This is a genomic window from Bdellovibrionales bacterium (assembly GCA_016714165.1).
Lineage (GTDB): Bacteria > Bdellovibrionota > Bdellovibrionia > Bdellovibrionales > UBA1609 > JADJVA01.
Window position 1 is genome coordinate 790,566 of record JADJNU010000002.1, and the last position, 24,709, is coordinate 815,274.

Sequence of the window (24,709 nt, forward strand, 5' to 3'; positions counted from 1 at the left end):
ATTGCATTTGCTCTCCTGATTCGCCAGGAGGCAACTATGACTTATTTTAGTGTTCATTTTAAGAGGCATCTGATTCTCGTCTTAAATCTCGGACTCCTTGCTTGCCAAAAAGCAAAGACTTCCGAACCCCATGTCGGTAGACATGAAATTAAAATTGAAATCACAAAATCAGACACTCTCAATATGAATTCATCGCTTATCCCCTCATTGTCGCGCCATTGGGGCAGTCTCCTTGCTTCAGATCTTCTCAATATAGATTTGAAAGTAGAAACTTTACACGCGCCGGTCACGCTACTATGGATCACTACATGTATAGCCAAAGACAAAAAAATTGTTCAACAAGGAAGAATTCCACTCCCCGCAAAGATAAGAGCTTCCGAGCTTCTCCCCCAAGAATTCTTTTTTGACCCGCAGGATAGTTACCCGATAGATATTCCCTGCTCGTTTAACTTCACGGCCAAGCAGGATTTGACGGGAGCTGTGCATACCTTTACCTATGAAACCCCGATCTATCTTGATCATTCAGGTCAAATTATCATTCAAGATTTGATAACCAAAAAGCCAATTGAAGATCTCGCTGAATTTGCCCTTATCACAAATGAATATTTCACCAAAGCGATGGTTCAATTTCCCCCGGATCAAATTCTCGAGCTCACCTGTACGCGCTTTCGAAGTCCCCTCACTGTTGTGCCGAACAATGCGCTCGTGGTCGGAAAACCCCTTTGGATTCATGAAAAGGCCCAAACCACAAATCCCGTTCAGGAATTTCCCCTGCAGACTTGCCGGTTTGTCGGCAAAAAGGACGGGCGAATCTCATCGTGGTCCCCCTATTTTGTCTTAAAATCAGAACCAGGAAAACTTGAATACAATTGGTCCTCCACACAGGAAATTAACCGGTATTCTCTTGAGCTTCCCCTTCCAGCCATTGATCTCGGAAACCTCAGTATCGAAAATGCTCATGGATATCCCCAGCTCCTGGCCATTCCAAAGGTCGCAGAATTTGATATTCAGCCCCTCTGTTTCACCCCAGTTCAAGCTCGTCCTGGACCACTAATTCGCGTGGCCCAAGGAGAAATTTCTCCTCAATCAAATGCAAATTACAAAATCATTGCCGAAGACGGGGACGCATGGGTTCTTGAGCTTCTGCCTCAAAAATCAATTCGGGTTAGCTACCGCTCAACAGTCAACCTTGAGTGCAGATGTCCCATCGTAAGTGGCACCGCGTTTGGTGCGGCTATTGCCTACGGACATCTTGATCATCGAGAGGGCGGATATTATTTCCGGCATAGGAACGGAAATTCTCCATCGATCAAGGTGATGGTGGAAAATCCAATTAAAACCAATTTGTTGATCCCCTTTTCGACCTGGAAAAGGGAATCGCCTCTTCCGTTAACATGGATAATCGCAATGAGGGCTCCCAAAATAAGTGATTACAGTGAGCGCATGGGCAGCGAAACTATGCTGGGATGGCCAATCATCTCTTCTATTTGCCGTTAACAGTGCCTTAGCCTTAGCCTTAGCCTTAGCCTTAGGCGAGGGCGACTCAAGCATTTTGACTACTTGTACAAAATTGCGTAGTGAATTGGATGACCTTGGCGGATAAATATTTGTTCGAAATGAGTGACGAAATTGTTCTGTCCAAACTCCGACCGATGGAGATCGTAGGTTAACCCTCCTATTCGGTATGAACTTTTTTTGAATCTCTCAACCGACCAATCAAAATAGTCGCGGCTATCTGTTTTGAATTCTAAGAAACAATCTGATCGTTGAAGCTGGAATAGCTTCGCCAAATACGAATCCTGAATCAAACGATGCTTATGCTTCTTTTTTTTGTCCCACGGATCTGGATGATGAATAAAAATATTATTCAACTCTCCATCCTCAAAAAGAAGATCCACAAGAGAAGCATTGAATCGCGCCACCCGCGCATTGCTCGCCCCTCCCCTTAGGGCCCGTCGAATCGTTTGAATCAGAGGCTTAAATTTAATCTCAATACCCACCAAACCACGATCGGATTCGACCTGACATCGATGAGCAAAGAAATAGCCATTTCCGGTTCCTACCTCTAGATCAACCGGGTAATCAGTGCCCTGTCCAAATACCTTCTCCCGCCAAAGCCCTTTCAAATGAAGGGCTCTTTCTTCGTTAAATGCCCATTCAGAAAAGTCCCCATCGAGAGCTTTGACATAAGCATTTGGCCGAGGAATCTCCTTGGATCGTGAAAGACGCAGATGAGCTGAAGTGGTCTCCATATGGGCTCTTCCTAGCAAATCGCGGGGTTTTGAGCAACCATTCCTGTTTTGGTATCGGTAAATAATATCTGATCTGCATCTGATCTCGCCCATTAGGTTGAAAAATTCAAAGATAAGTGCCAATTACAGTGGCTGATCACTTTTTTAGGAGAAATAGATGAAAAATTTGGCCGCTCGCTTGTTCGCCTTTTTCTTAACTATCGCCCCTCAATGGATAGCCCTCGCCGTGCCAGCTGAAGGCACTAAAATGATGGTCTCTGGACCATCACCCCATGCCATCGAAATCGCCAAGATAATTTCGGAAAAAGGTGGGAACGTCGTGGATGTTGCCGTTGGAGTGGGACTCTCTTTGAGTATCACCAATCCCTATTACGCGGCTTTAGGTGGAGGTGGCTTCGCACTGATCAAAATGGATGGACCGGCCGAGGCACTGGATTTTCGAGAGGTGGCTCCAGCAGCAACTTCTCCCACCTTTTATGCTGACAAGGATAAGGAGGCTTCAATCACAGGAGGAAAAGCAGTGGGAGTGCCGGGATTTCCTGCCGGTCTCTGGGCCATGCATAAGAAATACGGAAAATTGAAATGGTCACAGCTCTTTGACGCCCCTCTTGTTTTAGCTGAAAGAGGATTTCGAGTATCTGGAGAATGGCATGAAAAAACAAAGTCTACTTTAATCCGATTCAATGCAGCGGGAAAGCGGCGCTATTTTAAAGTGGGTACGCAGCCACAGCCCTACTTACCGGGTGAAACCTTTCAACAAAGGGACCTTGCAAAAGCCTTGAGAATCTTTCGTGACAAGAATATTCAGGGCTTCTATCAGGGTGAAGTAGCCCAAGACATTGTCAAAGCCATTCAAAGCTCAGGTGGAGTCGTCACTTTAAATGATTTAAAAAACTATTCGGTCCGATGGCTGAAGCCACTCGAAACCGATTTCAAGGGATATCACCTCTATCTGATGCCGCCTCCTTCAAGCGGCGGCGTCGTCATAAAGTCTGCACTGAGTCTTATAGACCAACTTGAGCTAGATAAGCAAAAACCATTCAGCGTCGACGAGCTCCACCTCCTCGGCGAAATCCTCAGTCGATCCTTCCGAGGACGTTCTCTCTTAGGCGACCCCGATTTCTACAAAAATCCCTTGGACCTACTGTTGTCCAGCAACTATGTCAAAGAACTGGCCAAATCGATAAACATTCGAAAGACGGCTAAATTGGACCCTCTGACAGAATCCGCGGCTAAGGAAAGCGAAAACACGACTCATGTTTCAGTGATGGACAGTGATGGGCGCTCTGTCGCCCTCACAGTGACACTCAATGGTGTTTACGGTTCAGCCGTGGTCAGCGATCGGTTTGGAATAGCTCTCAATAACGAAATGGATGATTTTACCACGCGGCCCAATGAGCCAAATATGTATGGGCTGATACAGGGTCAAGGCAATTTTGTTCAAGCAGGGAAAAGACCACTGAGTTCGATGAGTCCCGCTCTTGTGGCTAAAGATGATAAAATCGTTTTATCCATTGGCTCTCCCGGGGGTCCACGAATTATCAGTGGTGTTATTCAAGTTCTTTACCGAAGTTTGGTGACGGGGCTAAATATGGATGAAGCTATCCAGGCGCCAAGAGTTCACCACCAATTTCTGCCCCATACGCTCTATGTTGACAGCCGCAGATTTGCGCCCGAGACCTTAGACGGCTTGAGAAAAAAGCAACATATCGTCGAGGAAAGTTGGATGGGACGAGTCTACGGTATTAGAAAAAATGAGAAGGGTTTTGTGGAAGCAGCTCACGATTTGCGCGGAGAAGGCGCATCGGGAGGACTCTAACGCCTCTGCTTTAGAAACTCATTGGGTTCAACTCGTGAACGTAAATGCTCGAGTTGAACCGGCATACGCTTTTCAAATTCTTCGTATCGAATCGGACAATCCTTCAGGTCACAGACGCGACAATAGGCTCTCCGACAGGGATCAAGATGGAAATTCATTTCTCCGCCATAGAGATAGTTCTCAATGACCTGGCGCTCAAAATTTGTGGTCTTCCGATGTGCCTCAGTGATATTCCAAAATTCAGGAATCACCAGGTGAGCATCGATATGGTGGAAGGCCCCAGATCGAATGACCTTTAAATGATGAATTTGAATGATCCCTTCGAAAGACAATTTCTGAAAAATCCGCTCAAGCTCTGCCAATGATTCAGGATCTTCCTCGTCTAAAAGCCCGGCCACGGACCTGCGAACCAGCTTGACGCCCTCCCACATGAGTAACATACCAGCCAGAATTGCCGTTGCGCTGTCTATCCATTTAAATCTTGTCAAAAATACAAGGCATAGCCCGCCAATCACACCGACACTCGTAACAAAATCTGAAATAAGATGTTTACCGCTCGCAATCAGGGCTATGGAATTATGCTTTTTTCCAAGTCTAATGATCACCAATCCCATGCCAAGATTGACCACTCCCGCAATGCCCACAACGACAAGGCCCACCCTTGGATTGTGTATGATTTGACGATTGGCCAAAGCGTAGATCGCTTCGATGACAATAAGAACCCCGGCGAAGGAAATAAGTCCGCCCTCAAAGGCCGCTGAAAAAAATTCGATTTTTCCGTGACCATAGGGATGATCCTCGTCTACAGGTTTAGCCGAATAATAGACCACAAACAGGGCCAAACCAGCCGCGATAACATTAACGATGCTTTCCATAGCATCCGAGAAAACGGCCTGAGAACCGGATTGGGTATAGCCCCAGAATTTAAACAACATCAAAAAGGAGCCTCCCAACAGGGAAGAAATAGCAGCTCCCTTTATTATTGAAGATGATTGACTTTGGCCACCGCCGGAAATCGTGCTCGATGCTCCCCTAGACTCGCGGGAAGGCTCAGCATTGCCCATTTTGCCATCTCCTCTGGAAAGATCCTCTAGCGCACCTTTCTCATAAGTTTATTGTCAGAGGGCATACTAAGCTGATTTTGGCGATTTGATAAGTCAAATACAACAACACAGTTGCGACCCGCTTCCTTTGCCTGGTAAAGGGCATGGTCTGCATAACGAACCAAAGCTCGAGCGTCTACTGATTGAGTTCCCTTCTCTGTGACGGCGAGTCCAATACTAACAGTTTGGCGAGCCAAATGTCCGTCGGTCTTGAATTCATGATCGCCTATGATTCGGCGCAATCGGTCGGCAAAAGACCTCGCGCCTGCTAGCCCAATTTCATTTAGAACGATAAGAAACTCATCCCCGCCGTATCTCGCTCCATAATCAACGCTCCGAATATTGGTTCTGATAATGCGACCGACCTCTGCAAGAACGAAACTTCCAAATAGATGATCATGGTTATCATTCACTGATTTAAAATGATCCATATCCATCATCAATACGCTGACACAACGCTCATAGCGGCGAGCCCTATCAAGCTCATTATCCAGTTTGTCATAAAGGGAGCGCATATTGAACAGGCCAGTTAAATCATCTTTATCAACAAGGTCTTTGAGCTTCAGATTTGCGCAGCTAAGGTCGTCATTCAACTGCTTAATTCGTAACTGAGTTCGAACTCTTGAGAGAAGCTCCTTTGGGTCAAACGGTTTTCGTATGTAATCATCGGCCCCCGCATCCAATCCACGAACGACGTCATTCACGTCCGACTTACCCGAGACAAAGAGGGTGGACACGTACTCGCTGCGCTCTCGCAAATATTTAAGTGTCTCAAGGCCATCAAGACCGGGCATGCTGACATCAAGCAGCACCAGATGAGGTTGCCAGGCCGACATCTTTTCGATTGCCTCCTCGCCCGATTTAGCAACAACAACTGGATACCCTTCACATTCAAGTGCCACGCGAACAATGCGGACGCTGGCCGGATCATCATCGACAACCAATATCTTGGTTTTTGAGGTCGGAATAGGTTCACTCATGCGTTCAGGATACCCTGTCTCGGCCTGTCCTGTTGAACAAAATCGCTAGCCCTGGTCCAAAGACAGCTTCAGATTTAAGTCGACGTCAAAGTCTTGAGGCAAAGTCCTTGATAAATCGTTACAATCTGAACTAGATATGAACCGGATGTTTAACAAAAATTTAACTTAAAGAGTCGGATGCCGCCTTGTTTCTCTCTCCTGACTCGATGTGGAGCGATCGGTCTACATGCCGGTCGATAAACGAATGGCCTACCATCATAACCAAATCGATGAAAAGTGGCAGAGAACCTGGGAAAAAATGAAGGCATTTCAGGCCGAAATCGACCCCCATAAACCCAAGTATTACGCTTTGGATATGTTTCCTTATCCTTCGGGCGCGGGACTTCACGTGGGGCACCTGGCTTCCTATACTCCAACAGATATTTTGGCACGATTTAAAAGGGCCAAGGGGTTCAATGTTCTTCATCCAATGGGATACGACGCCTTTGGACTACCTGCCGAACAGTACGCAATCAAAACAGGCATTCATCCAGCAGAGACGACAAAAAGTGCAATTGGGAATTTTCGTCGACAGCTGAAGTCCTTTGGATTCAGCTTCGATTGGAAACGAGAGATCTCGACTTGCGAACCCAATTTTTACAAATGGACTCAATTTATTTTTTTAAAGCTATACGAAAGAGGTTTGGTCTACGAGAAGAAAGTTCCTGTTAACTGGTGTCCCGCACTCAAGACCGTCTTGGCAAATGAAGAGGTCGTTGATGGCAAAAGCGAACGAGGAGGACATGAGGTTCTCCGTGTACCAATGCGACAATGGATGCTCAAGATAACTGAATATGCTGAACGTTTATTAAAAGATCTTGATAAACTCGATTGGCCAGAACGGACAAAAGAAGCACAGAGAAATTGGATTGGAAAGAGCGAGGGAGCTAGTCTCCGATTTAAGATAAAGAAACAAGACGATTTAGAGATAGAGGTTTTTACCACTCGGCCTGATACTCTTTTTGGAGCGACCTTTATCGTCATTGCTCCCGAACACCCTCTCTTGACCCGACTCACTGGATCTTCACAGAAAGAGGCTGTTGATCAATATTGCCGAGTCACAGCCGCCAAATCGGAGATAGATCGAAAAGTTGGAGCTGACAAAACTGGAGTATTCACCGGCTCTTTTGCAATAAATCCCGTCAATGGAGAGGAAGTTCCTGTTTGGATTGCTGACTATGTCCTTATGGACTATGGCACTGGGGCTATTATGGCAGTCCCAGCTCACGATAGTCGCGATTTTGAGTTTGCCCAAAAGCATCGCCTAAAGATCAAACAGGTCCTGCAATCGGATTTTGACTTGCCCTACGAGGGAGATGGCATTCTGATCAATTCGGATTTTCTCAATGGCCAAAGCAAGGCAAAGGCCATTCAGCTCATGATCAGTCACCTCGAAAAGACCGGCGCTGGACAGGGCAAAGTCCAATTCAAATTGCGCGATTGGCTTTTCAGCAGACAGCGATATTGGGGAGAGCCGATCCCTGTCGTACACTACCAAAAGGGAAAGACCAGTCCCCTTGATTTTGACGAATTGCCTGTTTTGCTTCCACAAGTAGCGGATTACGAGCCATCGGAAGCGGGCGAACCACCCTCGCCCGGGTCGAACATTTTGTTAACTATGTAAACCCGAAAACCGGCGAAAAAGGAAAGCGATGCGCTGACACAATGCCTGGGTCAGCCGGATCGTCCTGGTATTTTCTTCGGTACACCGATCCAGGAAATGGCTCCGCACCCTTTAGCAAAGATGCAGACAAATACTGGATGCCAGTCGATCTTTATGTGGGAGGGCCCGAGCACACGGTTGGTCACTTGCTGTATGCTCGATTTTGGCAAAAGGTTTTGTTTGATGCAGGCCTCACCGCACATGACGAACCTTTCCTCAAGCTTGCTCATCAAGGTGATATCCTGGGTCCTGATGGGCGCAGAATGTCAAAATCCCTCGGTAACGTGATTAATCCAGACGATGTTCGAGAAAAATATGGGGCCGATTGTTGCCGCGTCTACATTTGTTTTATGGGGCCCTTCGACAAAGCAAAGCCCTGGGCCAACCAAGGGATTGAAGGTGTCAGACGTTTCTTAGAACGACTTTGGAGAGCTTGTGTCGATGATCAGGGTGCGACCATTGCCGACGAGAGTGCCCTCCCTAGAACTGACCAAAGTTCTGCACAAGACTATCAAAAAGGTAACAGCGGATATCGAATCTCTTAGCTTTAATACGGCTATTTCCTCAATGATGATTTTGGTCAACGAGATGTATAAGGAGAATTCTCGTTCTCGGCTAATTTTACGACCTCTCCTTCAGCTTCTGATGCCCTTTGCCCCTCATATCGCCGAAGAGCTTTGGGAAAAACTCGGAGGAAAAAGTTTAGTTTCTCTCGAGAACTGGCCTGAATTTGATCCTAGCCTTGTTCTTGATGAAACGATCACTTTGGGAGTTCAGGTAAACGGAAAAATGCGGGGAACAATTGAAGTCTCCCCGGATTGCCCCGAAGAAAATGCGGTCGAGATCGCGAAATCATTGACAGGCGTTGGGAATGCGATAGATGGGAAGACAGTGGGGAAAGTCATCTACAAGCCCGGAAAGATCTTGAACCTTATAGTAAAGTAAAAATACATTCCAGAGCTAAAATGGAGAGATATATTGAATTGGTCTAGAGAACAAAGTTTACAACTTTACGGAATAAAAAACTGGGGTAGCGGATATTTTGGCCTTAATGAATCTGGAAACATCGAGGTTTCTCCTCAGGGGGCGACTGGGCCCAAGCTGGATCTGTTCAATCTCGTTCAAGACTTACGCGAACGGGGAATTCGTTCCCCGATTCTTATTCGGTTTCCCGATATCGTAAAGGCACGAATTGGCCTTATTGCTGAATGCTTTCGAAAGGCAATCAACGAATGCGGATACAAGTCCCATTATCGTGGTGTGTATCCGATCAAAGTGAACCAACAAAGGCACCTCGTTCAGGAAATCGTCGCCTTCGGACAAAAAACCCTTTTGGGTCTTGAGTGCGGAAGCAAACCCGAACTCTTGGTCGGCTTGGCGATGCTCGATACCCCAAACGCGCTCATCATATGCAATGGATTTAAAGATTGGGAATATATTGAAACAGCTCTCCTTTCGAGAAAAATGGGAAAAGACACGATCGTGGTTGTCGATCGCCGGAGTGAGCTTGACACAATTCTTGAAGTTGCCAAACGGCTTGATATCAGACCAAAAATTGGTTTGCGTTCAAAATTGATTACGCAGGGATCAGGCCGTTGGGTAGAGTCGTCGGGAGCAAGATCAAAATTTGGCCTCACTCCTTCGGAAATTGTCAATTGTGTCGATAAATTAAAAGCAGAAGGCATGTTGGACTCTCTGGCTCTCCTTCACTATCATATCGGTTCCCAGATCCCTTCTATTCAAGCGGTGAAGGCCTCCATGAAGGAAGGAGCCCGTCTCTTTACCGAGCTCTATGCGCTAGGGGCAACTCCAACCTACATTGACGTCGGAGGTGGACTCGGCGTTGACTACGATGGATCTGGAAAAAGTGAAAGTTCGACAAATTACAGTGAACAAGAATATGCCAATGATATCGTGTCGATTCTTCAGTCGGTATGTGATGAAAAAAATGTTCCGCACCCTCATATCGTCACAGAATCAGGAAGGGCCACAGTGGCTCACGGCGCTGTCCTCGTCTTTGATGTTTTAGGACTCAATGAGGTCGCTAAAAAGGATGTCTCGCCTGTTGAAAAGGGAAAAGACAGTCGGCTTGTCGAAGAACTCTGGGAGATTTATCAAAATTTAAGCGAGCAAAATCTCAACGAATTTTACAACGATTTGATTGAGAAGAAGCGAGATACTCTGCAGCTTTTCACCTACGGAGTTCTCAGTCTAGAACAACGAGCCAAAGCTGAAGATCTCTGTTGGGCAATTACAACAAAAATGGCCCAACTCGCCAAGCGGACCGGGGATGACGAAATTCGCTACGAGCTGGAGGCCGAACTCTCTGACACCTATTTTTGCAATTTTTCTGTGTTCCAATCACTTCCCGATTCGTGGGCCCTCGGCCAGATTTTTCCCGTCATGCCTATCCATCGCCACACCGAGAAGCCCGACCGACGCGCTGTACTCGTTGACCTTACTTGTGATTCAGACGGAAAAATTGCAGAGTTTATTGACGTCAGCACTGGGGAGACCCAGAAATATTTGGAGGTTCACTCTTTGAAAGAATCTGAGCCCTATTATATCGGGGCTTTCCTGTGTGGAGCCTACCAGGAAATTTTAGGTGATCTTCATAATCTCTTTGGCGATACAGATACCGTTCATGTGTCCATTCATGAGAATGGCTACAATCTTGATCATGTCGTTGAGGGGGACTCCGTTGCTGAAGTGCTGTCTTTCGTCGAATACAATAAGAGCGAGCTCGTTGAAAAATTAAGGCAGTTTACCGAAGCGGCGATCACTGAAAACCGCCTCACTCGACAAGAGGCCCGATTGCTGATGAAAAACTATGAGGTTGGCTTGTCAGGATACACTTATCTTGAGGACCCCGAATGAGCTTTGATATTGAGATGCGCATTTTTGCAGGCCAAACTGATCTGCTCTAAAAAGACCTCAGACATGCCTTGGATCGAAGGCGTTTCGAACTCCCTCCCCGATGAGATTGAGAACTGTCAGTGTGATGATCATGGCAGCCGAAGGAAAAGCAGCGAGCCACCAAGCAATAGTGAAGTAATTGTTGGCTTGCTGGAGCAATTCTCCCCAACTTGGAGTGGGCGGGGGCAGTCCGAATCCTAAATAATCGAGAGCCGCTAAGGAATAGACATTCCCCGCAATCGAAAAAGGTGAAAACGTTAAAATTGGGCCCAAGGCGTTGGGCAGCACATGTTTGAACATCACCTGCCAAGACGACAACCCCGACGCACGACCTGCTTCCACAAATTCCCGTTTTCGCAATTTCAAAAACTCGGCTCTCACATAAAGTGAAATAAGCATCCAGCCAAATACCGAAGTAAAAATCACGAGTGTCCAAAGTCCAGCCCCAAAAATGGAGACGAGGGTAATTAGCAAAATAAATACTGGAACTGACTCAAATACTTCTACAACTCTCTGTCCGATCAGATCGCTCTTGCCACCCATAAAGCCCATGATTGATCCAAAAACAACGCCTAAAAAGTATGAAAAAAACCAAGCCAAAACGGAAAACCCGATGCTGTATCGAAATCCGTAGATCAGGCGAGACAGAACATCGCGACCGCGATCGTCCGTCCCAAACCAGTTCTGTGAAGTCGGTGGCGCCGGGTAAGAAGCCAACCCATTGTTTGACTCCAGAGGATCCCAACGAACCAAAGGCCAAACTGCCCAATCATCAGAACTCATTTCCAACCGACGATAATTAGTCACGTAAATATCTGATTGACCAAATTCCGTTGGATGATAGGTTTTGAAAACTGGGAAATACAAACGCCCGCGGTATTTCATTGCTATGGGCTTGGAATTGGACCAAATTTCGGCCGTTAAACTCAAGAACAACAAAAATCCCAAAACCCATATTGAAACTACCGAGCGCCTCATCTGCTTGAAGCGCCTCCACCGCTTTAAAGTGAGTTCATTTTGTATATACCTCTCAATCATCATGAAAAATCAATCCTTGGATCAATAAGGGTGTAGCTAAGATCGCTGAGGAACCGGCCAACTAGCATCAAGATACTCTGGAAAAAAATCAGACCCATGATCACATTGTAGTCTCGATCAAGAGCGGCCTTGTAACTCAATAGACCCATTCCATCCAAATTAAACACTTGTTCTATGACAACCGAACCTGCAAAGAAAAAGCCCAAAAAGGACGCTAAGCCTGTGGCAATTGGAATGAGAGCATTTCTCAAGGCATGTTTGTAAACCACTGACTTCTCAGCTAGCCCCTTCGCTCGCGCCGTTCGCACGTAATCCAGTCTAATTTCATCTAAAAGAGAGTTTTTCATCAAAAAGGTAAGTACAGTAAAATTTCCAATGACATAACAGATGAGTGGCAAAACAAAATGGCTGCATCGATCTATCAATTGATCCCAAACGCCCATTTCCATGTAATTGTCAGAATAGAGATCTCCCAGAGGGAACAAATCCAGAAAAGCCCCTCCGGCCAGATAAACCCTTAATAGAATCGCTAAAATCAAAGGCGGTATAGAATAAAGAATCATAAGAAAAAAACTGGAGATCATATCAAATTTTGAACCGTCCCGAATCGCCTTTGCAATTCCCAAAGGAACGCAAACAAAGTAAGTCATTAAGAGCGAAATAATCCCAAATTGCAAAGAAACGGGAAATTTGCTTGCTATGACAGAAGTCACAGGCTCCTCATAGCTAAAACTTTCTCCAAAATTGAGTGTGACAATGTTTTTAAGCCACAAACCATATCGAACGTAAATGGGTTTATCAAAGCCATATTGCTTTTTTAATGCCTCTACTACTTTAGATGAAACCCCTAGCTCAGAAGTCTGATTGGATCCACCACCTCCCATAGCCCCACCGAATCTCATCTTCATTATTTTCTGTTCGACGGGACTTCCAGGCGCCAGATTAATAATAGCAAAAGAAAGAAGAGTTATTCCTATCAGGGTTGGGATCATCATAAAGAAGCGCCGAACAACGTACCTCAGCATGAACACACCTCCGACCCAGGGTCCGAGACACACAGGCCAATTTTACCAACTGCCTAATCCTTTCGAATCCACCATGTCTCAATCCCAACTCCAAAGGAATAAGTAGGTTTCTCCATTTTCATTTTGGATGTGTGGGCGTAAAGGAAGGACTTGTTGTTAAATAAGAAAGCATACGGAGCATCCTCCGCGATTTTTTCGTAAATCTCTTGATAGATTTTGATCCTTTTAGCTCGATCTAGTTCCTGCCGACCCAAATCAATCAATTTATCTACTTCAGGATTTTTATAGCTGATGAAATTAGAGCCGCCGGGTTGAGCACTTTCTGAGTGCCAAATCTGTTTTGGATCATTGTCAACGCTCCCCCCTCCCCATCCGAGGCTTACTGCATCAAACTTTCGCTCATCGAGGGCCTTTACAAAGCTATTCCATTCAACCAGCTTTATCTCCATATCAATTCCGGATTTTTTGAGGTCCTCCTTATAAATCGTCATATATTTCTCAGCGTCCTTGCTCGCCATCATCAACGTAAATTTAAATGGAACGACCTTCCCATCAATTTTTTTCTCAAGAATGCCGTCTTTGTCCAAATCATCCCAACCCTGCTTCTTCAGGAGAACCATGGCACTCTTTGGATCGTACAGAATTGGTTTCACCGAAGGATTTGCGTATGGGCTTTGCTGATACCAGGGACCTGTCGCCAAAAGAGATAAACCAAACCGAAATTTTTCAATCATCAATTCTCGATTCATGAGATGGGCCATCGCAATTCGAACGTCCCTTTCCTTAAATAAGGAATTCGCAAAATTCCAGCCGACAAATCCGTAAGGGCGAGGCCCCTGGTGATCAACTTTCTTTTTGACTGCCGTTGTTCCCCATGGCTGATGATTGGTCTTTTGAACATAGGCCTCAGGAGTGATTTCAGGAATGAGATCGATTTCGCCTTTCTCCAGTCTCGCCAACTGTGCCATTTCCTCTTTGATAAATCGAAATTGAATTTTTTCCCACTTAAACTGACCGGCATACCTTGAATCTTTATATCCCCACCACTCCGGGTTTCTCTTAAGAAGAATTCCCTTTCCCTTATCATACTTCTCAAGCTGATAAGGACCCGACCCAATGAGAGTCTTCGTGTTCTTTTGAGAAGCATCTCCGTAAATGTGCTCGGGAACGATACCTAAAAAGCCACCGCTAGCCAATACCTTGAAGTTATTGAAATATTTTTTCTTTACCAAGAATTTAATCGTGTTTTCATCAATGATCTCAGCTTTATCAATGTTTTCAAAATAGGGTCGGATATGAGCCGTATCGAATTTGCTATCTTTATCAGCCACGGCATCAAAACTAAATTTCACATCTTTTGCAGTGAGGGGTTTGCCATCGTGCCATTTCACATTTTTTCTCAAATGAAATACATACCACATCCCCTTGGGATCCTCTTCGTAGCTTTCAGCAAGGGCCGGGTCCATTTCATTTGTTTCAAGATTTGTTGCCATAAGGCCATCGATCACAAACTGAGAAACTTGGCTTGAATAGTTGTCGGTGCTCGTCAACGGATTGAGCTTTTCGGGCTCTGATTGCAGGACATAGTAAAACGTGCCCCCAACGGGAGCCTTTACGTTGCCAAGAATAGGATTCTGAATTTTACTGCTCGTTGCAAATGCCTGCCCCAAATTTAAAAAAATGCCAATCGCAAACAACGCCATTCTAAAGATTTTCATTACAACTTCCCCCTCTTTCACCTGACTCGCTCAAGGAGCCATGCCAATTCAATCTATCCGACACAAAAATTTTTTCAAGGTGATACAGACATGGTCGTAGGAATATTTAGGTTTTTATCGACTTAATGGTTGAATCGAGTCTATATTTACCCTCAATAATATGAGGTTGAGTAGCTATGTCGCAGAAACCCTGGTTTGCCAAAGGGCTAAAGTTTGAGTGTCAAGGAAGCGGAAATTGCTGTATATCTCGGGGACAATACGGATTCGTTTATCTAACCAAGGAGGATCGGAAACGCCTTGCTAAGATACTGGAATTGACCACCTCCTCTTTTGTAAAAAAATACTGCGACAAAAGTGATGGCTTTTTTCATCTTAAAGAAATTCAGAATAAACCGGAGTGCATTTTTTTACTCAAAAACAAATGCAAAGTTTATGAAGCTCGACCCACTCAATGTCGCACCTGGCCTTTTTGGCCTGAGACGCTATCTCCAAAGTCATGGAAAAAGGAAGTTGTCAATTTTTGTCCTGGAGCTAACAAGGGCCAGGTCCGCTCTGCTCACGAAATAAGAGAGCAGAGAGACCAGCAGATTAAATCCGATCGCCAATTGATCAGCGAGCGTACTTTTTCCTAAGACTCTCGCGAATCTCAGCTCCTTCAATACTTAAGCGGGTCCAAGGAATTGCCAACAACCGATCGGGTTCAATCGCCTCTTCGGTCTCCTCACAGATCCCATAATTCCCACTTTCAATGCGAGACAAAGCAATCTCGATTTCCATGAGTTGCTTTCGCAGACGCTCCGTCATGCTCAGAAACTCGCTCTCGGCAAGAGCCCTCATCGTCTGGTCTCCTTCGTCGCCCCCGCGATCCTCGGATGTATGCAGATCCATTCGAGCTTCCTTCACTCGATTCAAAAGCTCCGCTTTTGTTTCGAGTAATTTTCTTTTGCATTTGTTGATTAAATCACCTGATAGACTGCTCATTTTAGCTCCCCCCCCTTGTATGCATTTCAGTGCCAAAATGGAACTGAACTATTTACACACAACCGCTGCTGTCTTGGCAAGATAAATTCTTACATGCTCTTAAATCTTTTAACTTCTCTACTTGCAAGAAAAATGAAAGCCATGGAGCGTGCTGGCGAATACTTGCTCTATTTCCATGAATCAAATCCCAATCTTTCATAGTGCTGAAAAACACATCGTCTCATCGAGAGAATGATCACAGATCATGTGCTTAATTTCTAGGCAGTTCGTTCATAAATAACTAAAACAAATCTTCATTATTTATGGAGCGGCTTACTAAAACCCAATTCGACTCACAGTGACAGGACGCCAAACTGCCGAATCGTGAACCCAAAAGGAGTTCCCGAAGTCATCTTCTACTTGGTACCAATCATCTCGGCGGTCAATTCGCTTGAAGGGCCAATATTTATCAGCTGTCGCGTAAGCCGCGATAGGAAACTCTGTTCCGGGCCCAGCTCTGAGATTGGCAGTCCTTCCCTTCACCGAAACACACTGATACTGAGTCGTCACCGCTCTCGCAGAGACCCAATGTTGATCCCCATCTTGGTCCTCTACCTTGTACCAAGCGCCCTTTTTTTCCAATCGAACAAGGGGAGTAAACTTTCCCACAGTCCATGTGATAGGGGAATTGGGGTCTGGCGATGACCTTAAATTGGCCTCAAAAACATTGACGCAAAGGCCTTGAGCCGTCGATGTCACAAAACAAGAAAAGCAAACCAGAACCTGCCACTTCACTGCTATCTCCTTTCCTCTGAGCCTAGCAACTCCGCACGGGTGATGCATCAATTCTTATCAAGTCTTATCAAGATCTTTCATCGGCTTGATTGGACTTATATCTATGATTTCCCCCTCCCCTCGAGAAAGGGGCGAGGTTTCCGATGATGATTTCTCCTCTTTGCGAAATTCAAAGGAGGACTTGTAGACTCTAAACTCTCCACTTCGTACTTTTGATTCAATAGAACGTTTGATGAGCGCAATGATTATTCGTCTCGAAATCGGAAACAACAGAAATAGGCCCAGGATATCAGTTAAAAATCCGGGCACAACAAGCATAATGCCACCCAATACAGTGAAGGCCCCTTCGAGAAGAGAATCGGCCGGCATCTCCCCCTTGAGTAGATTGTCATTTATCTTTCGCCAAATCACTCGACCCTGGCTTTTAGCTAAGAAAACTCCCAAGAATCCACTCGCCAAAACGGCCAGCAGAACCGCTCCGCCCCCAATGACTCCCCCCACTCGAATCAGCAGGATCAAATCAAGAACGGGCAATACAAATATCAACAGAACTATCCAAGCAAACATCTAAATCTCCAAGCTTGCGCTAACTGGACAATGATCCGAACCAAGCTGATCCCTTTGTATCTCTACAGATTGAACACAACTCAATAGCCCTTTGCTTACGCAAATATGATCGATTCTCCATCCTCGATTATCGGCCCGAGCCATTCTTTCACGATAAGACCACCAAGTGTACATGCCCTTCTCCTCGGGATAAAACTCGGCCACCAGGTCAACAAATCCCAAATCTAAAAATCTCCCAAACCATTCTCTCTCTTCTGGTAAAAAGCCGCTCACCTGACTCAGTCTCACCGGATCAAAAACATCAATGTTGCGATAGGCCACATTGTAATCGCCCACCACAATGATCTCTCGCCCCTCTTCAATTCCTGATTTCAAGTGACGCCAAAATTTCTCCAAAAAATCCTGCTTGAAAGTATGCCTCACTTCGCTCGCCGAACCATTCGGAAAATAGACGTTATAAAGAACAAACTTTCGATGTTCTGTGATGACAAAGCGGCCCTCATGGTCAAATTTTCGAATACCTATTCCATGATGAACCTTCAATGGCTTGTCTTTGAGGTAAGTTGCTGTCCCGCTGTAACCCGGCCGATGAGCGGACGACCAATAAACCTCCCTTTCTGGAAGTTGCAAGAGTTCTTGACTCAATTGATGAGGGTGGGCCTTCGTCTCTTGCAGGCAGAAAATATCCGGATTCTCCTGCTTCACATAATCAAAGAAGCCCTTTTTTGCCACTGATCGAATTCCGTTCACATTCCAAGTTACAAGCTTCACAATTCCTCCGCGTCAGATCGAATCTATCCCACAGCTGAGCCTCCCCGGGCAATATGGAGTGCAACACCGCAGTATAATTCATACCCTGGGCCGTGCCACTTTGGTAAAGTTTGTATTTCTTGCCGCTCAATTCGCGATGTGGCAGATTCGAATTCCAGTGTTCAAATGAGAAACCTTGAGTTTCGATGTTTTTGTTAATTAAGGAGGAATCCATGCCAATGATAGGTCAACCGGCCCCTCAGTTCAGAGCCCCCGCAGTCGTCGGCGGAGACTTCAAAGACATCAGTCTCACGGATTACAAAGGCAAATGGGTTGTTTTGTACTTCTATCCTCTTGATTTTACTTATGTCTGCCCCACCGAAATCACTCAATTCCGAGACAGTCTTCCCAAGTTTAAAGAGGCCGGCGCTGAAGTGATTGGTGTTTCTATAGACTCCGTCCACTCCCATCGTCGCTGGATCAAGGACGACTTGGGTGATTTAGGATACCCCTTGATTGGGGATGTGACCAAGCGGGTTTGTCGCGATTATGGCGTTCTCATTGAAGATGCCGGAATTGCGACGAGGGGAACTTATATTATTGATCCAGAAGGAGTGATCCAATACATTGCCTTGCATAACCTGAAGGTCGGTCGGGACACGAATGAAATTCTTCGCGTTTTGCAAGGCCTCAAGACGGGTGAGCTTTGTGGCGCAGGATGGCGACCCGGAGCAAAACACGTCTCCATCACTTGATCTTTCCTTCGATGGATAAGGATTCTTTTTACCAGGATTTTAAGAGGAAACTTTCTGAGAATTATCCTTCCACAGAGGCCCTCCCGGACCTAGATCTTCTCCATATGGTTTCTCCTTATGTGATCGAAGTTGAAAACGGGACCATTGAAAGAATTCGCAGTTTTATTGAATCCGCCTATTCCCTTTCTCGAACAGCTGAATATCAGGCGAACATTCAAAAAGACGACAGGGAGATATTCTCGCATCCAAGCAGAAATCAATCCGTCTTGATGGGTTATGATTTTCATACACCCCTACAGCGAGAGTCTCTAATTGAAATAAACACCAACGCAGCCATGTTTTTGATATCAGATATACTCAGCCAGGTTCAGGGAATACCATTTAAATCAAAGAATGGCTTCACTCCCATTCAGATGCTGAAGGAATCATTTCTTGAAGAGTTCAGAGCATTTTCTCAGAATCCCACCTGCTCACCCACGAAAATCGTCATTACTGACGAAAATCTGAAACAGCAGAAAAGATATGTCGAGTTTCTGATGTATAAAGATCTCTTCGCCAGCTGGGGCTGGAATCCCGAAATTGTCGAATTTCAGGACCTGCGTCCAGACCCAACCTCTCGATCCTTGCTAACTCCGGCTGGAGAAAAAATAGACCTTCTCTACAACCGATATTGCGATTTCTATTTATCTCGTCCCGAATCTCTTCATCTTCGTCGTGCCTACTTAGAGGGCTGGTGCTGTGTCACGCCAAACCCATTTGAGTATCTGTTACTCGCAGATAAAAATCGAATGGCGGAGCTCAGCTCGCCTACCTTTCAGGATCGACTTTCAAATGCTATCTCACCAGCCTCCTGGAAAGCTCTTAAATCCTCACTTCTTCCAAGCTTCGATATTCAGTCTTTTCAAAACCGAGAAAGCCTTTGGAACAATCGAAAGAAGCTCGTTTTTAAGCCAAAAAACCAGTACGGAGGGAAATCTGTTTATCGAGGAGACGGGCTTACACACAGTGTTTTTGAGAGAGCAGTGAATGAAAACTTTTTGGTGCAGGAATATGTTCCCGCCCCTGAACCAAGATTTGCAAGGACTTCTATTTCGTCAAAGGCTTGGAAATATGATCTCCGCTTTTATGTCTATCGAGATGAAATTCAAAATATTGTAGCCCGACTTTATAAGGGTCAAGTCACCAACTTCCATCAACCACTCGGTGGTTTCACGTCGATCAGTATCGTGTGAAATGATTGCAAAAAAACCAGCAAAGCGCGAAGAAACTGGCCAACTCTCATCTGAAGCCTAGAGTTACTTCTTATTTCGCGTCGAAAAATTCTCCCACAATTTACCTTTTGCCTCAATATTTCCAGAAGCTTCGTATTGGCTAGAAATCATCAGAACAATCTCCCTTTCGAGATCTTTCAAATTAGCCGACATGAAGTCGTATTCGAATTTTCCTTCTGAAGATGTGGAGACTCGATCAGGTATTTGAATTTTCCTAAGATGAGCCTCGGCAGCCTCTAAATCTCCGTCAAGAAAACTGAGTAAAGATTCCGCAATCAAACGAGCTGGTGGCGTAAACAATTTTGCATAGTCTGAAGTTCTAATCTTCTCTACTTTATCAATTTCAGACTTCTCATCAGATGACATGGGAGAGTACCTGGTTTTTAGTGCCTGAGCAAAAGCCACGGCCAGTGGAGCCGTGTATTTGGAGTTAGCAGATAATATTTTAAATCTGCCCCAGCGATCCTGTGGATTATACTTGAGGTATTTTAGCAAAACCCCCATGTTCTTCTCATCCCGGTTAGACAATGAAAAAAAGTTGGTTACGTCTTCAACATATTTTCTATCGTTCGTTCCACTGTATTGACCTTTGCAAATTTGGCATGCCAATGCATGAGCTTCTGTTTTGGATTTATTGAAGCAACAGGACTCACAGCTATAAGGAAATTCTATGTCAACTGAATGAAGATAACCGCAGTTATGCAAAATCTCGTGAAAGAATGTTGCAGAAAATTCATCTTGTACGCCTTTGATTTGAGAGGGGTTGAATGAAATTAATGGGTGATCCTTGTCTCCAGGTATAGATCCGTGGGCGATAGTCTTTCCGCCCCAATTATATTTAATTTCGTCGCAGATAATTTTGGGGGATTTTTTTCATCTAGTAAAAGTGATGCTATTTTGTGCACATTGGCTCTGCTTTGGGGCGATTCGAGTTGCCACAGGCATGCCAATCCCCTCTTCAGTGAATTTGAGATGATTTTGACGATTTCTTCAGACCCTATCAATTCAACACAAGCTTTTTGAATTTTATATCCAAAATCGGTTAAATAGAAGCCATCGGATAAAGGTCCTATTGTTGCAACATCACTAAATAATTTTGAAAGCCCCTGGATATTTTTTAGCTGTTTGCGAGTGCTGCTCTGTATAGTGCAATTGCCATTGTCTTCTGCTTTAAGTGCTTTATTTCGGAATAGGGAGAGGTTGAATGAAGAGGAGTCGAATGAAGTTATTGGATGATTCTTATCTAAGACATTTTCTTTTTTTTTATTAGTACTCCGTACTTTACCTTTGCCCTCTAGTTCAAGCGATTTATCCTGCTTCACTCGATCAGTGGTCTCAAAATCGAATACACCTCTAGACTTTGTGTCGATTTTGATGTGTATGACAATATATTCACCTTCCTGATATCGTTCTTCAATCCGTTCAAATATGCCATCAAAATTATCATCGCTTTTTGTTGTCAATTTGTCATTTGGATGAACAGGGAACAATGTGATTTTATCAAATTTTTCATCAAGATTCCTGTCCTCTCTTCTTTCCCTCAGAGAACCATCAGCGGAAAAATAGTCGAATATATCTGGCTTACCATCCCCGTTCGTATCGGTGCTTAGAATTTTTTCATTTTTATCTCTGTTCCATTCGACCTTCATCGAGCCAGCGACCGTTTTGGACCTGGGATTCATAAACGGTGACAAAATTGGAGATGGCTCTCTAGCCGCCGACATCGTCGCAATAAGTGAAATCGCAATGAGATTTAAGAAATGTCGAGAGTACATCTCTGCGTGTCGGTTTTTCTTGACGAAATCTAAATATTCTCAGTTTGATATAAACCGTATTCACGATAATTCATCGCAAGGGAATTCGAAACTTTTTTTCTAGTCTGGTGCAAGCTTCACATCGAGTCGCAAAACTTTCTTGCTGGAATGAACCTTGAATTTAGTCAAATCCCGCTGAAGAGCTAAGAGATCCCGCCGATAAGAAAAAGTAAGCGTGAACATTGCGAATCCAATGATATTGGGAGTGTGTCGATTTGAGTCAAAAACACCTTGCTTATGACAATGCAAAATTATCCCAGAAGAACCCAGATACGTCTAGCAATCAAGATTCCTATTCTGCGTTTGACCAGCTCAACGGCGATCACCCCTGGCGCGATTTCGTTCCAGAGGGATTAATCAATTATCCCGTCCGAATCTTGCCGAAGGGACAGATCGCCTATTTTAATTACTCACTTGCAAAGGAAATGGGTCTTCTCCCGGAAGATCACCCCCCAGAGCTCAATCCAGAACTGAGAAAAAAAATCATCTCTACTTTCAGTTTGCGAATTATCAACGAATACGATCAAGAGCAGGGAATTCAGTATCCAGAAAAGCATATGAAATCTCATCTCTACATGGCGACGCGCTATCTTCAGCTTCAGCACCCAGACAAGTGCGGAAGAACCAGTGGTGATGGGCGATGCATATGGAATGGTTTCGTCACCCATCAGGGAACCATATGGGATGTAAGCAGCCGAGGCACAGGCGTCACGGCCCTTGCCCCGGGGGCCGTGGAAGCTGGCCGACCCCTTCAATCTGGCGCCACTCAATTTGGATACGGGTGTGGAATGGCCGATCTGGACGAACTCTACGGAGCGGCTATTCTGGCCGAGATTTTTCACAATCAAGGAATCGAGACCGAGAGAATCCTAACCATCATTGATTTGGGGAATGGCACCGGCATTGGCGTGCGGGCCGGAAAAAATCTTATTCGACCTGCTCATATGTTTCTTTATTTGAAACAAGGCAACCTGGAAGCTCTCCGCCGCTCTGTCGACTATTTTATCATTCGTCAACACCGAAATGGGGAATGGAATTTTGGCATTCATCACCCCCGTAAGTACCAACTGATGCTAAAAAAGATCATTTCAAATTTTGCCAGATTTGTCGCTCAACTAGATCGACAGTACATATTCGCATGGCTTGACTGGGACGGAGATAACGTCTTAGCATCCGCGGGAATTATCGATTATGGCAGCGTACGACAATTCGGAATTCGTCATGATCAGTATCGATATGACGATGCTGACAGATATTCAACTAGTCTGAATCAGCAAATACCCAAAGCCCGAAAAATGATGCAAGCATTTGTTCAAATTGTTGACTACTTGGAGACCGGCCTCAGACAATCGTATGCTTCATATGCCCAGAGCTCGTCTCTCCATGATTTTGACCAACTCGTTGAAGGGCAATTACATTTCGAATTTCTAAAGCAGCTAGGCTTTTCCTCGAAGGACGCTCAGACTCTCATGGCAAAGCATTTATCAAAAATAAAGGAGCTCTACCTTAATTTTTCGTCCCTGGAACGAAAAAAGACCCGGCGAGAGGCAAGGAAGGTTGCCGATGGAATCAATAGACCTGCCGTCTATAATTTGAGGATTGTTATCTATCAACTCGCACTGTTTTTTAATGACTGGTCAGAGGATTTGACGAATGCGAAATATCCTATTGATGAGCTCTTTGGATGCATGCTCTCAGAGCATGCATCCAGCAAAGACTCAATATTGACCCATTCCACCAAGAGGCGGTTGACTCAGTTTCAAGAACAATACCGCCAGATCATCGAGATTACGATACGGGCTTCGAAGCGAAGCTCCGAATCCGTAATGCTCGAGATTTTTCAGCGAGCGAGTCTTATTAATCGCAAAGACCGAATAACGGGAAATGCACTGATACATATTGTCGGCGAGCTGATGGACGCCCGAAAAAGGGGACTCTCCTTTGCCGAAGCACAGAAGGTCATCGACGAATTCATTTCCAGTCAAAGCTTGAATCCGCACGATATCCGCTCTCCAACGGAACCAAACCACCTCCAGAAGCCAATGTTCAATAGGCGAGAAAAAAAGCTCTTGTCCGCTGTTTTCACCCTTATTGAAGGTCATAAAGAAGATATTTAGGCGAGTTATTTCGGTAAATATTGCGCAGCATTATTTTAGCGTCCATACAATTGAACAGCTCCAGATGATAGTGATATGTGGTTAGACCATGAGGAGCTTTTGATGATCGTGATTACGGGGGCCACAGGCTTTATAGGTAGTGCTCTACTTTGGGAATTAAATCAAGGGGGTCACGAGGATATCCTCATCTCTGATCACATCCCGCCAAGCGAACGTTCCCAGGTTTTTTCAAAGCTTTCCTTCAAAAAATTTGTCTTGGCCAATGATTTGCTCGAATATCTCAAAGCCCTTAAGAATCCTCCTGAATATATTTTCCACATGGGGGCGTGCTCCTCGACCACCGAAAAAGACGTGATTTATCTGAAAAAAAATAACACTCTCTTTACAGAGGACCTTTTTGAATACTGCGCAAAAAATGAAGTTCCCTTTATCTACGCGAGCAGTGGTGCTGTTTATGGAAATGGAGATCACGGATTCGATGATGAGAGTCCCCCCACTCTCTTTAGTCCCTTGAACCCCTATGGTTGGTCAAAACTCAATTTTGATTTGCTCGCTTTGAAGAAAGATCAACGTCCCCCTCAATGGTACGGTTTACGTTTCTTTAATGTCTTCGGCCCAAATGAGTATCATAAGGGAAATATGGCAAGTGTTGCTTATAAGGCCTTTCTCCAAATTCGCGAAAACGGCGAGTTAAATTTATTCAAGTCCCACAATCCTCTCTACCCGGATGGCGGACAATTGCGAGATTTCATTTACATAAAAGACATCACAAAGTGGATGGTTGAAATAATGAACAGGAAAGGTAAAGTGGGGTCGGGAATATATAACATGGGTTTTGGAAAGGCCCGAACTTGGCTAGACCTTGCTTCCTCTGTATTTCACGCACTTGATAGGCCCATGAAAATCAATTGGATCCCTGTCCCTGAAGATATCCGTGCCCAGTATCAATATTTTACTGAAGCCAAGTTAGACAAGTTACTCTCGGCCTCTCTGCCCTCACCAGAGTGGTCACTCGAAGATGGTATTTTTGATTATGTGACCAAGTACTTACAAAGACCTGACCCTTATCTATAACAATGATGGTTCTGCCAAGGACAAAGAGTGGTGCTGATAATAGGACAAATGGA

The 24,709-nt window shown here is 44.9% G+C and carries 20 protein-coding genes and 1 pseudogene; 9 read left to right on the plus strand and 12 right to left on the minus strand.

From position 1 onward, the window contains the following. Nucleotides 1-36: 36 nt before the first annotated feature. A complete protein-coding gene (locus tag IPJ71_15045) occupies nucleotides 37-1,497 on the plus strand; it encodes a hypothetical protein (GenBank protein MBK7844978.1) in 1,461 nt (486 codons plus the stop codon). Nucleotides 1,498-1,556: 59 nt separating this feature from the next. On the opposite strand, the gene trmB is transcribed toward IPJ71_15045, so the two are convergent. After that, the gene (trmB, locus tag IPJ71_15050) at nucleotides 1,557-2,252 is read right to left on the minus strand and encodes a tRNA (guanosine(46)-N7)-methyltransferase TrmB (protein ID MBK7844979.1); all 696 of its coding nucleotides are present in this window, start codon (nucleotides 2,250-2,252) and stop codon (nucleotides 1,557-1,559) included. A gap of 157 nt (nucleotides 2,253-2,409) precedes the next feature. Between trmB and ggt the strand changes: the two genes are divergently transcribed. Further along, nucleotides 2,410-4,071, plus strand: a complete 1,662-nt coding sequence (gene ggt, locus IPJ71_15055) for a gamma-glutamyltransferase (protein ID MBK7844980.1) — start codon at nucleotides 2,410-2,412, stop codon at nucleotides 4,069-4,071. Here the strand turns inward: ggt and IPJ71_15060 are convergent. Continuing rightward, nucleotides 4,068-5,135 (minus strand): cation transporter, encoded by a 1,068-nt coding sequence (locus tag IPJ71_15060; GenBank protein MBK7844981.1) that lies wholly within the window; start codon nucleotides 5,133-5,135, stop codon nucleotides 4,068-4,070. The genes ggt and IPJ71_15060 overlap by 4 nt on opposite strands. Nucleotides 5,136-5,161: 26 nt before the next feature. Then, a complete protein-coding gene (locus IPJ71_15065) occupies nucleotides 5,162-6,154 on the minus strand; it encodes a diguanylate cyclase (GenBank protein ID MBK7844982.1) in 993 nt (330 codons plus the stop codon). Nucleotides 6,155-6,398: 244 nt separating this feature from the next. Between IPJ71_15065 and IPJ71_15070 the strand changes: the two are divergent. Next, nucleotides 6,399-8,801: pseudogene (locus IPJ71_15070) on the plus strand (leucine--tRNA ligase). 30 nt (nucleotides 8,802-8,831) lie between these two features. Continuing rightward, a complete protein-coding gene (gene speA, locus IPJ71_15075) occupies nucleotides 8,832-10,733 on the plus strand; it encodes a biosynthetic arginine decarboxylase (GenBank protein ID MBK7844983.1) in 1,902 nt (633 codons plus the stop codon). 57 nt (nucleotides 10,734-10,790) lie between these two features. Here speA and IPJ71_15080 read toward each other — a convergent pair whose 3' ends face one another. The 3 genes from IPJ71_15080 to IPJ71_15090 are packed head-to-tail and all read right to left on the minus strand — an operon-like array spanning nucleotide 10,791 to nucleotide 14,328. Then, nucleotides 10,791-11,810, minus strand: coding sequence for an ABC transporter permease subunit (locus IPJ71_15080; GenBank protein ID MBK7844984.1), 1,020 nt, complete (start codon nucleotides 11,808-11,810; stop codon nucleotides 10,791-10,793). Next, nucleotides 11,810-12,835, minus strand: coding sequence for an ABC transporter permease subunit (locus IPJ71_15085; GenBank protein MBK7844985.1), 1,026 nt, complete (start codon nucleotides 12,833-12,835; stop codon nucleotides 11,810-11,812). The genes IPJ71_15080 and IPJ71_15085 overlap by 1 nt, the downstream gene beginning before the upstream one ends. Before the next feature lie 53 nt (nucleotides 12,836-12,888). Beyond that, the gene (locus tag IPJ71_15090; protein MBK7844986.1) at nucleotides 12,889-14,328 is read right to left on the minus strand and encodes a peptide ABC transporter substrate-binding protein; all 1,440 of its coding nucleotides are present in this window, start codon (nucleotides 14,326-14,328) and stop codon (nucleotides 12,889-12,891) included. Between the two features lie 401 nt (nucleotides 14,329-14,729). Here IPJ71_15090 and IPJ71_15095 point away from each other — a divergent pair, with 401 nt between their 5' ends. Further along, nucleotides 14,730-15,185 (plus strand): YkgJ family cysteine cluster protein, encoded by a 456-nt coding sequence (locus tag IPJ71_15095; protein ID MBK7844987.1) that lies wholly within the window; start codon nucleotides 14,730-14,732, stop codon nucleotides 15,183-15,185. Here the strand turns inward: IPJ71_15095 and IPJ71_15100 are convergent. The 4 genes from IPJ71_15100 to xth form a co-directional block, all read right to left on the minus strand. Next, entirely contained in the window at nucleotides 15,163-15,534 is a 372-nt protein-coding gene (locus IPJ71_15100; protein ID MBK7844988.1) for a TraR/DksA family transcriptional regulator, read from the minus strand. The two genes, IPJ71_15095 and IPJ71_15100, sit on opposite strands and share 23 nt — an antisense overlap. A gap of 315 nt (nucleotides 15,535-15,849) precedes the next feature. Next, on the minus strand, nucleotides 15,850-16,308 hold the full coding sequence (locus tag IPJ71_15105) for an SH3 domain-containing protein (GenBank protein ID MBK7844989.1): 459 nt from the start codon (nucleotides 16,306-16,308) through the stop codon (nucleotides 15,850-15,852). 57 nt (nucleotides 16,309-16,365) lie between these two features. Beyond that, nucleotides 16,366-16,875, minus strand: a complete 510-nt coding sequence (locus IPJ71_15110; GenBank protein MBK7844990.1) for an FxsA family protein — start codon at nucleotides 16,873-16,875, stop codon at nucleotides 16,366-16,368. Beyond that, complete coding sequence (gene xth / locus IPJ71_15115) at nucleotides 16,876-17,649, minus strand: exodeoxyribonuclease III (GenBank protein ID MBK7844991.1); 774 nt, start codon at nucleotides 17,647-17,649, stop codon at nucleotides 16,876-16,878. A 209-nt stretch (nucleotides 17,650-17,858) separates the two neighbouring features. Between xth and IPJ71_15120 the strand changes: the two genes are divergently transcribed. Together IPJ71_15120 and IPJ71_15125 are read left to right on the plus strand one after the other, a co-directional pair. Beyond that, the gene (locus IPJ71_15120) at nucleotides 17,859-18,380 is read left to right on the plus strand and encodes a peroxiredoxin (GenBank protein MBK7844992.1); all 522 of its coding nucleotides are present in this window, start codon (nucleotides 17,859-17,861) and stop codon (nucleotides 18,378-18,380) included. An 11-nt stretch (nucleotides 18,381-18,391) separates the two neighbouring features. Continuing rightward, complete coding sequence (locus IPJ71_15125) at nucleotides 18,392-19,612, plus strand: hypothetical protein (protein MBK7844993.1); 1,221 nt, start codon at nucleotides 18,392-18,394, stop codon at nucleotides 19,610-19,612. Between the two features lie 63 nt (nucleotides 19,613-19,675). Here the strand turns inward: IPJ71_15125 and IPJ71_15130 are convergent, their stop codons facing one another. Beyond that, the gene (locus IPJ71_15130; GenBank protein ID MBK7844994.1) at nucleotides 19,676-20,260 is read right to left on the minus strand and encodes a hypothetical protein; all 585 of its coding nucleotides are present in this window, start codon (nucleotides 20,258-20,260) and stop codon (nucleotides 19,676-19,678) included. A 164-nt stretch (nucleotides 20,261-20,424) separates the two neighbouring features. Then, nucleotides 20,425-21,300: a hypothetical protein gene (locus tag IPJ71_15135; protein MBK7844995.1), complete on the minus strand. Its 876-nt coding sequence runs from the start codon at nucleotides 21,298-21,300 to the stop codon at nucleotides 20,425-20,427. Nucleotides 21,301-21,680: 380 nt separating this feature from the next. On the opposite strand from IPJ71_15135, the gene IPJ71_15140 reads away from it, so the two are divergent. Together IPJ71_15140 and rfaD are read left to right on the plus strand one after the other, a co-directional pair. Beyond that, the gene (locus IPJ71_15140; protein MBK7844996.1) at nucleotides 21,681-23,582 is read left to right on the plus strand and encodes a hypothetical protein; all 1,902 of its coding nucleotides are present in this window, start codon (nucleotides 21,681-21,683) and stop codon (nucleotides 23,580-23,582) included. Between the two features lie 102 nt (nucleotides 23,583-23,684). Then, entirely contained in the window at nucleotides 23,685-24,656 is a 972-nt protein-coding gene (rfaD, locus tag IPJ71_15145) for an ADP-glyceromanno-heptose 6-epimerase (GenBank protein ID MBK7844997.1), read from the plus strand. The last annotated feature ends 53 nt before the right edge of the window (nucleotides 24,657-24,709 follow it).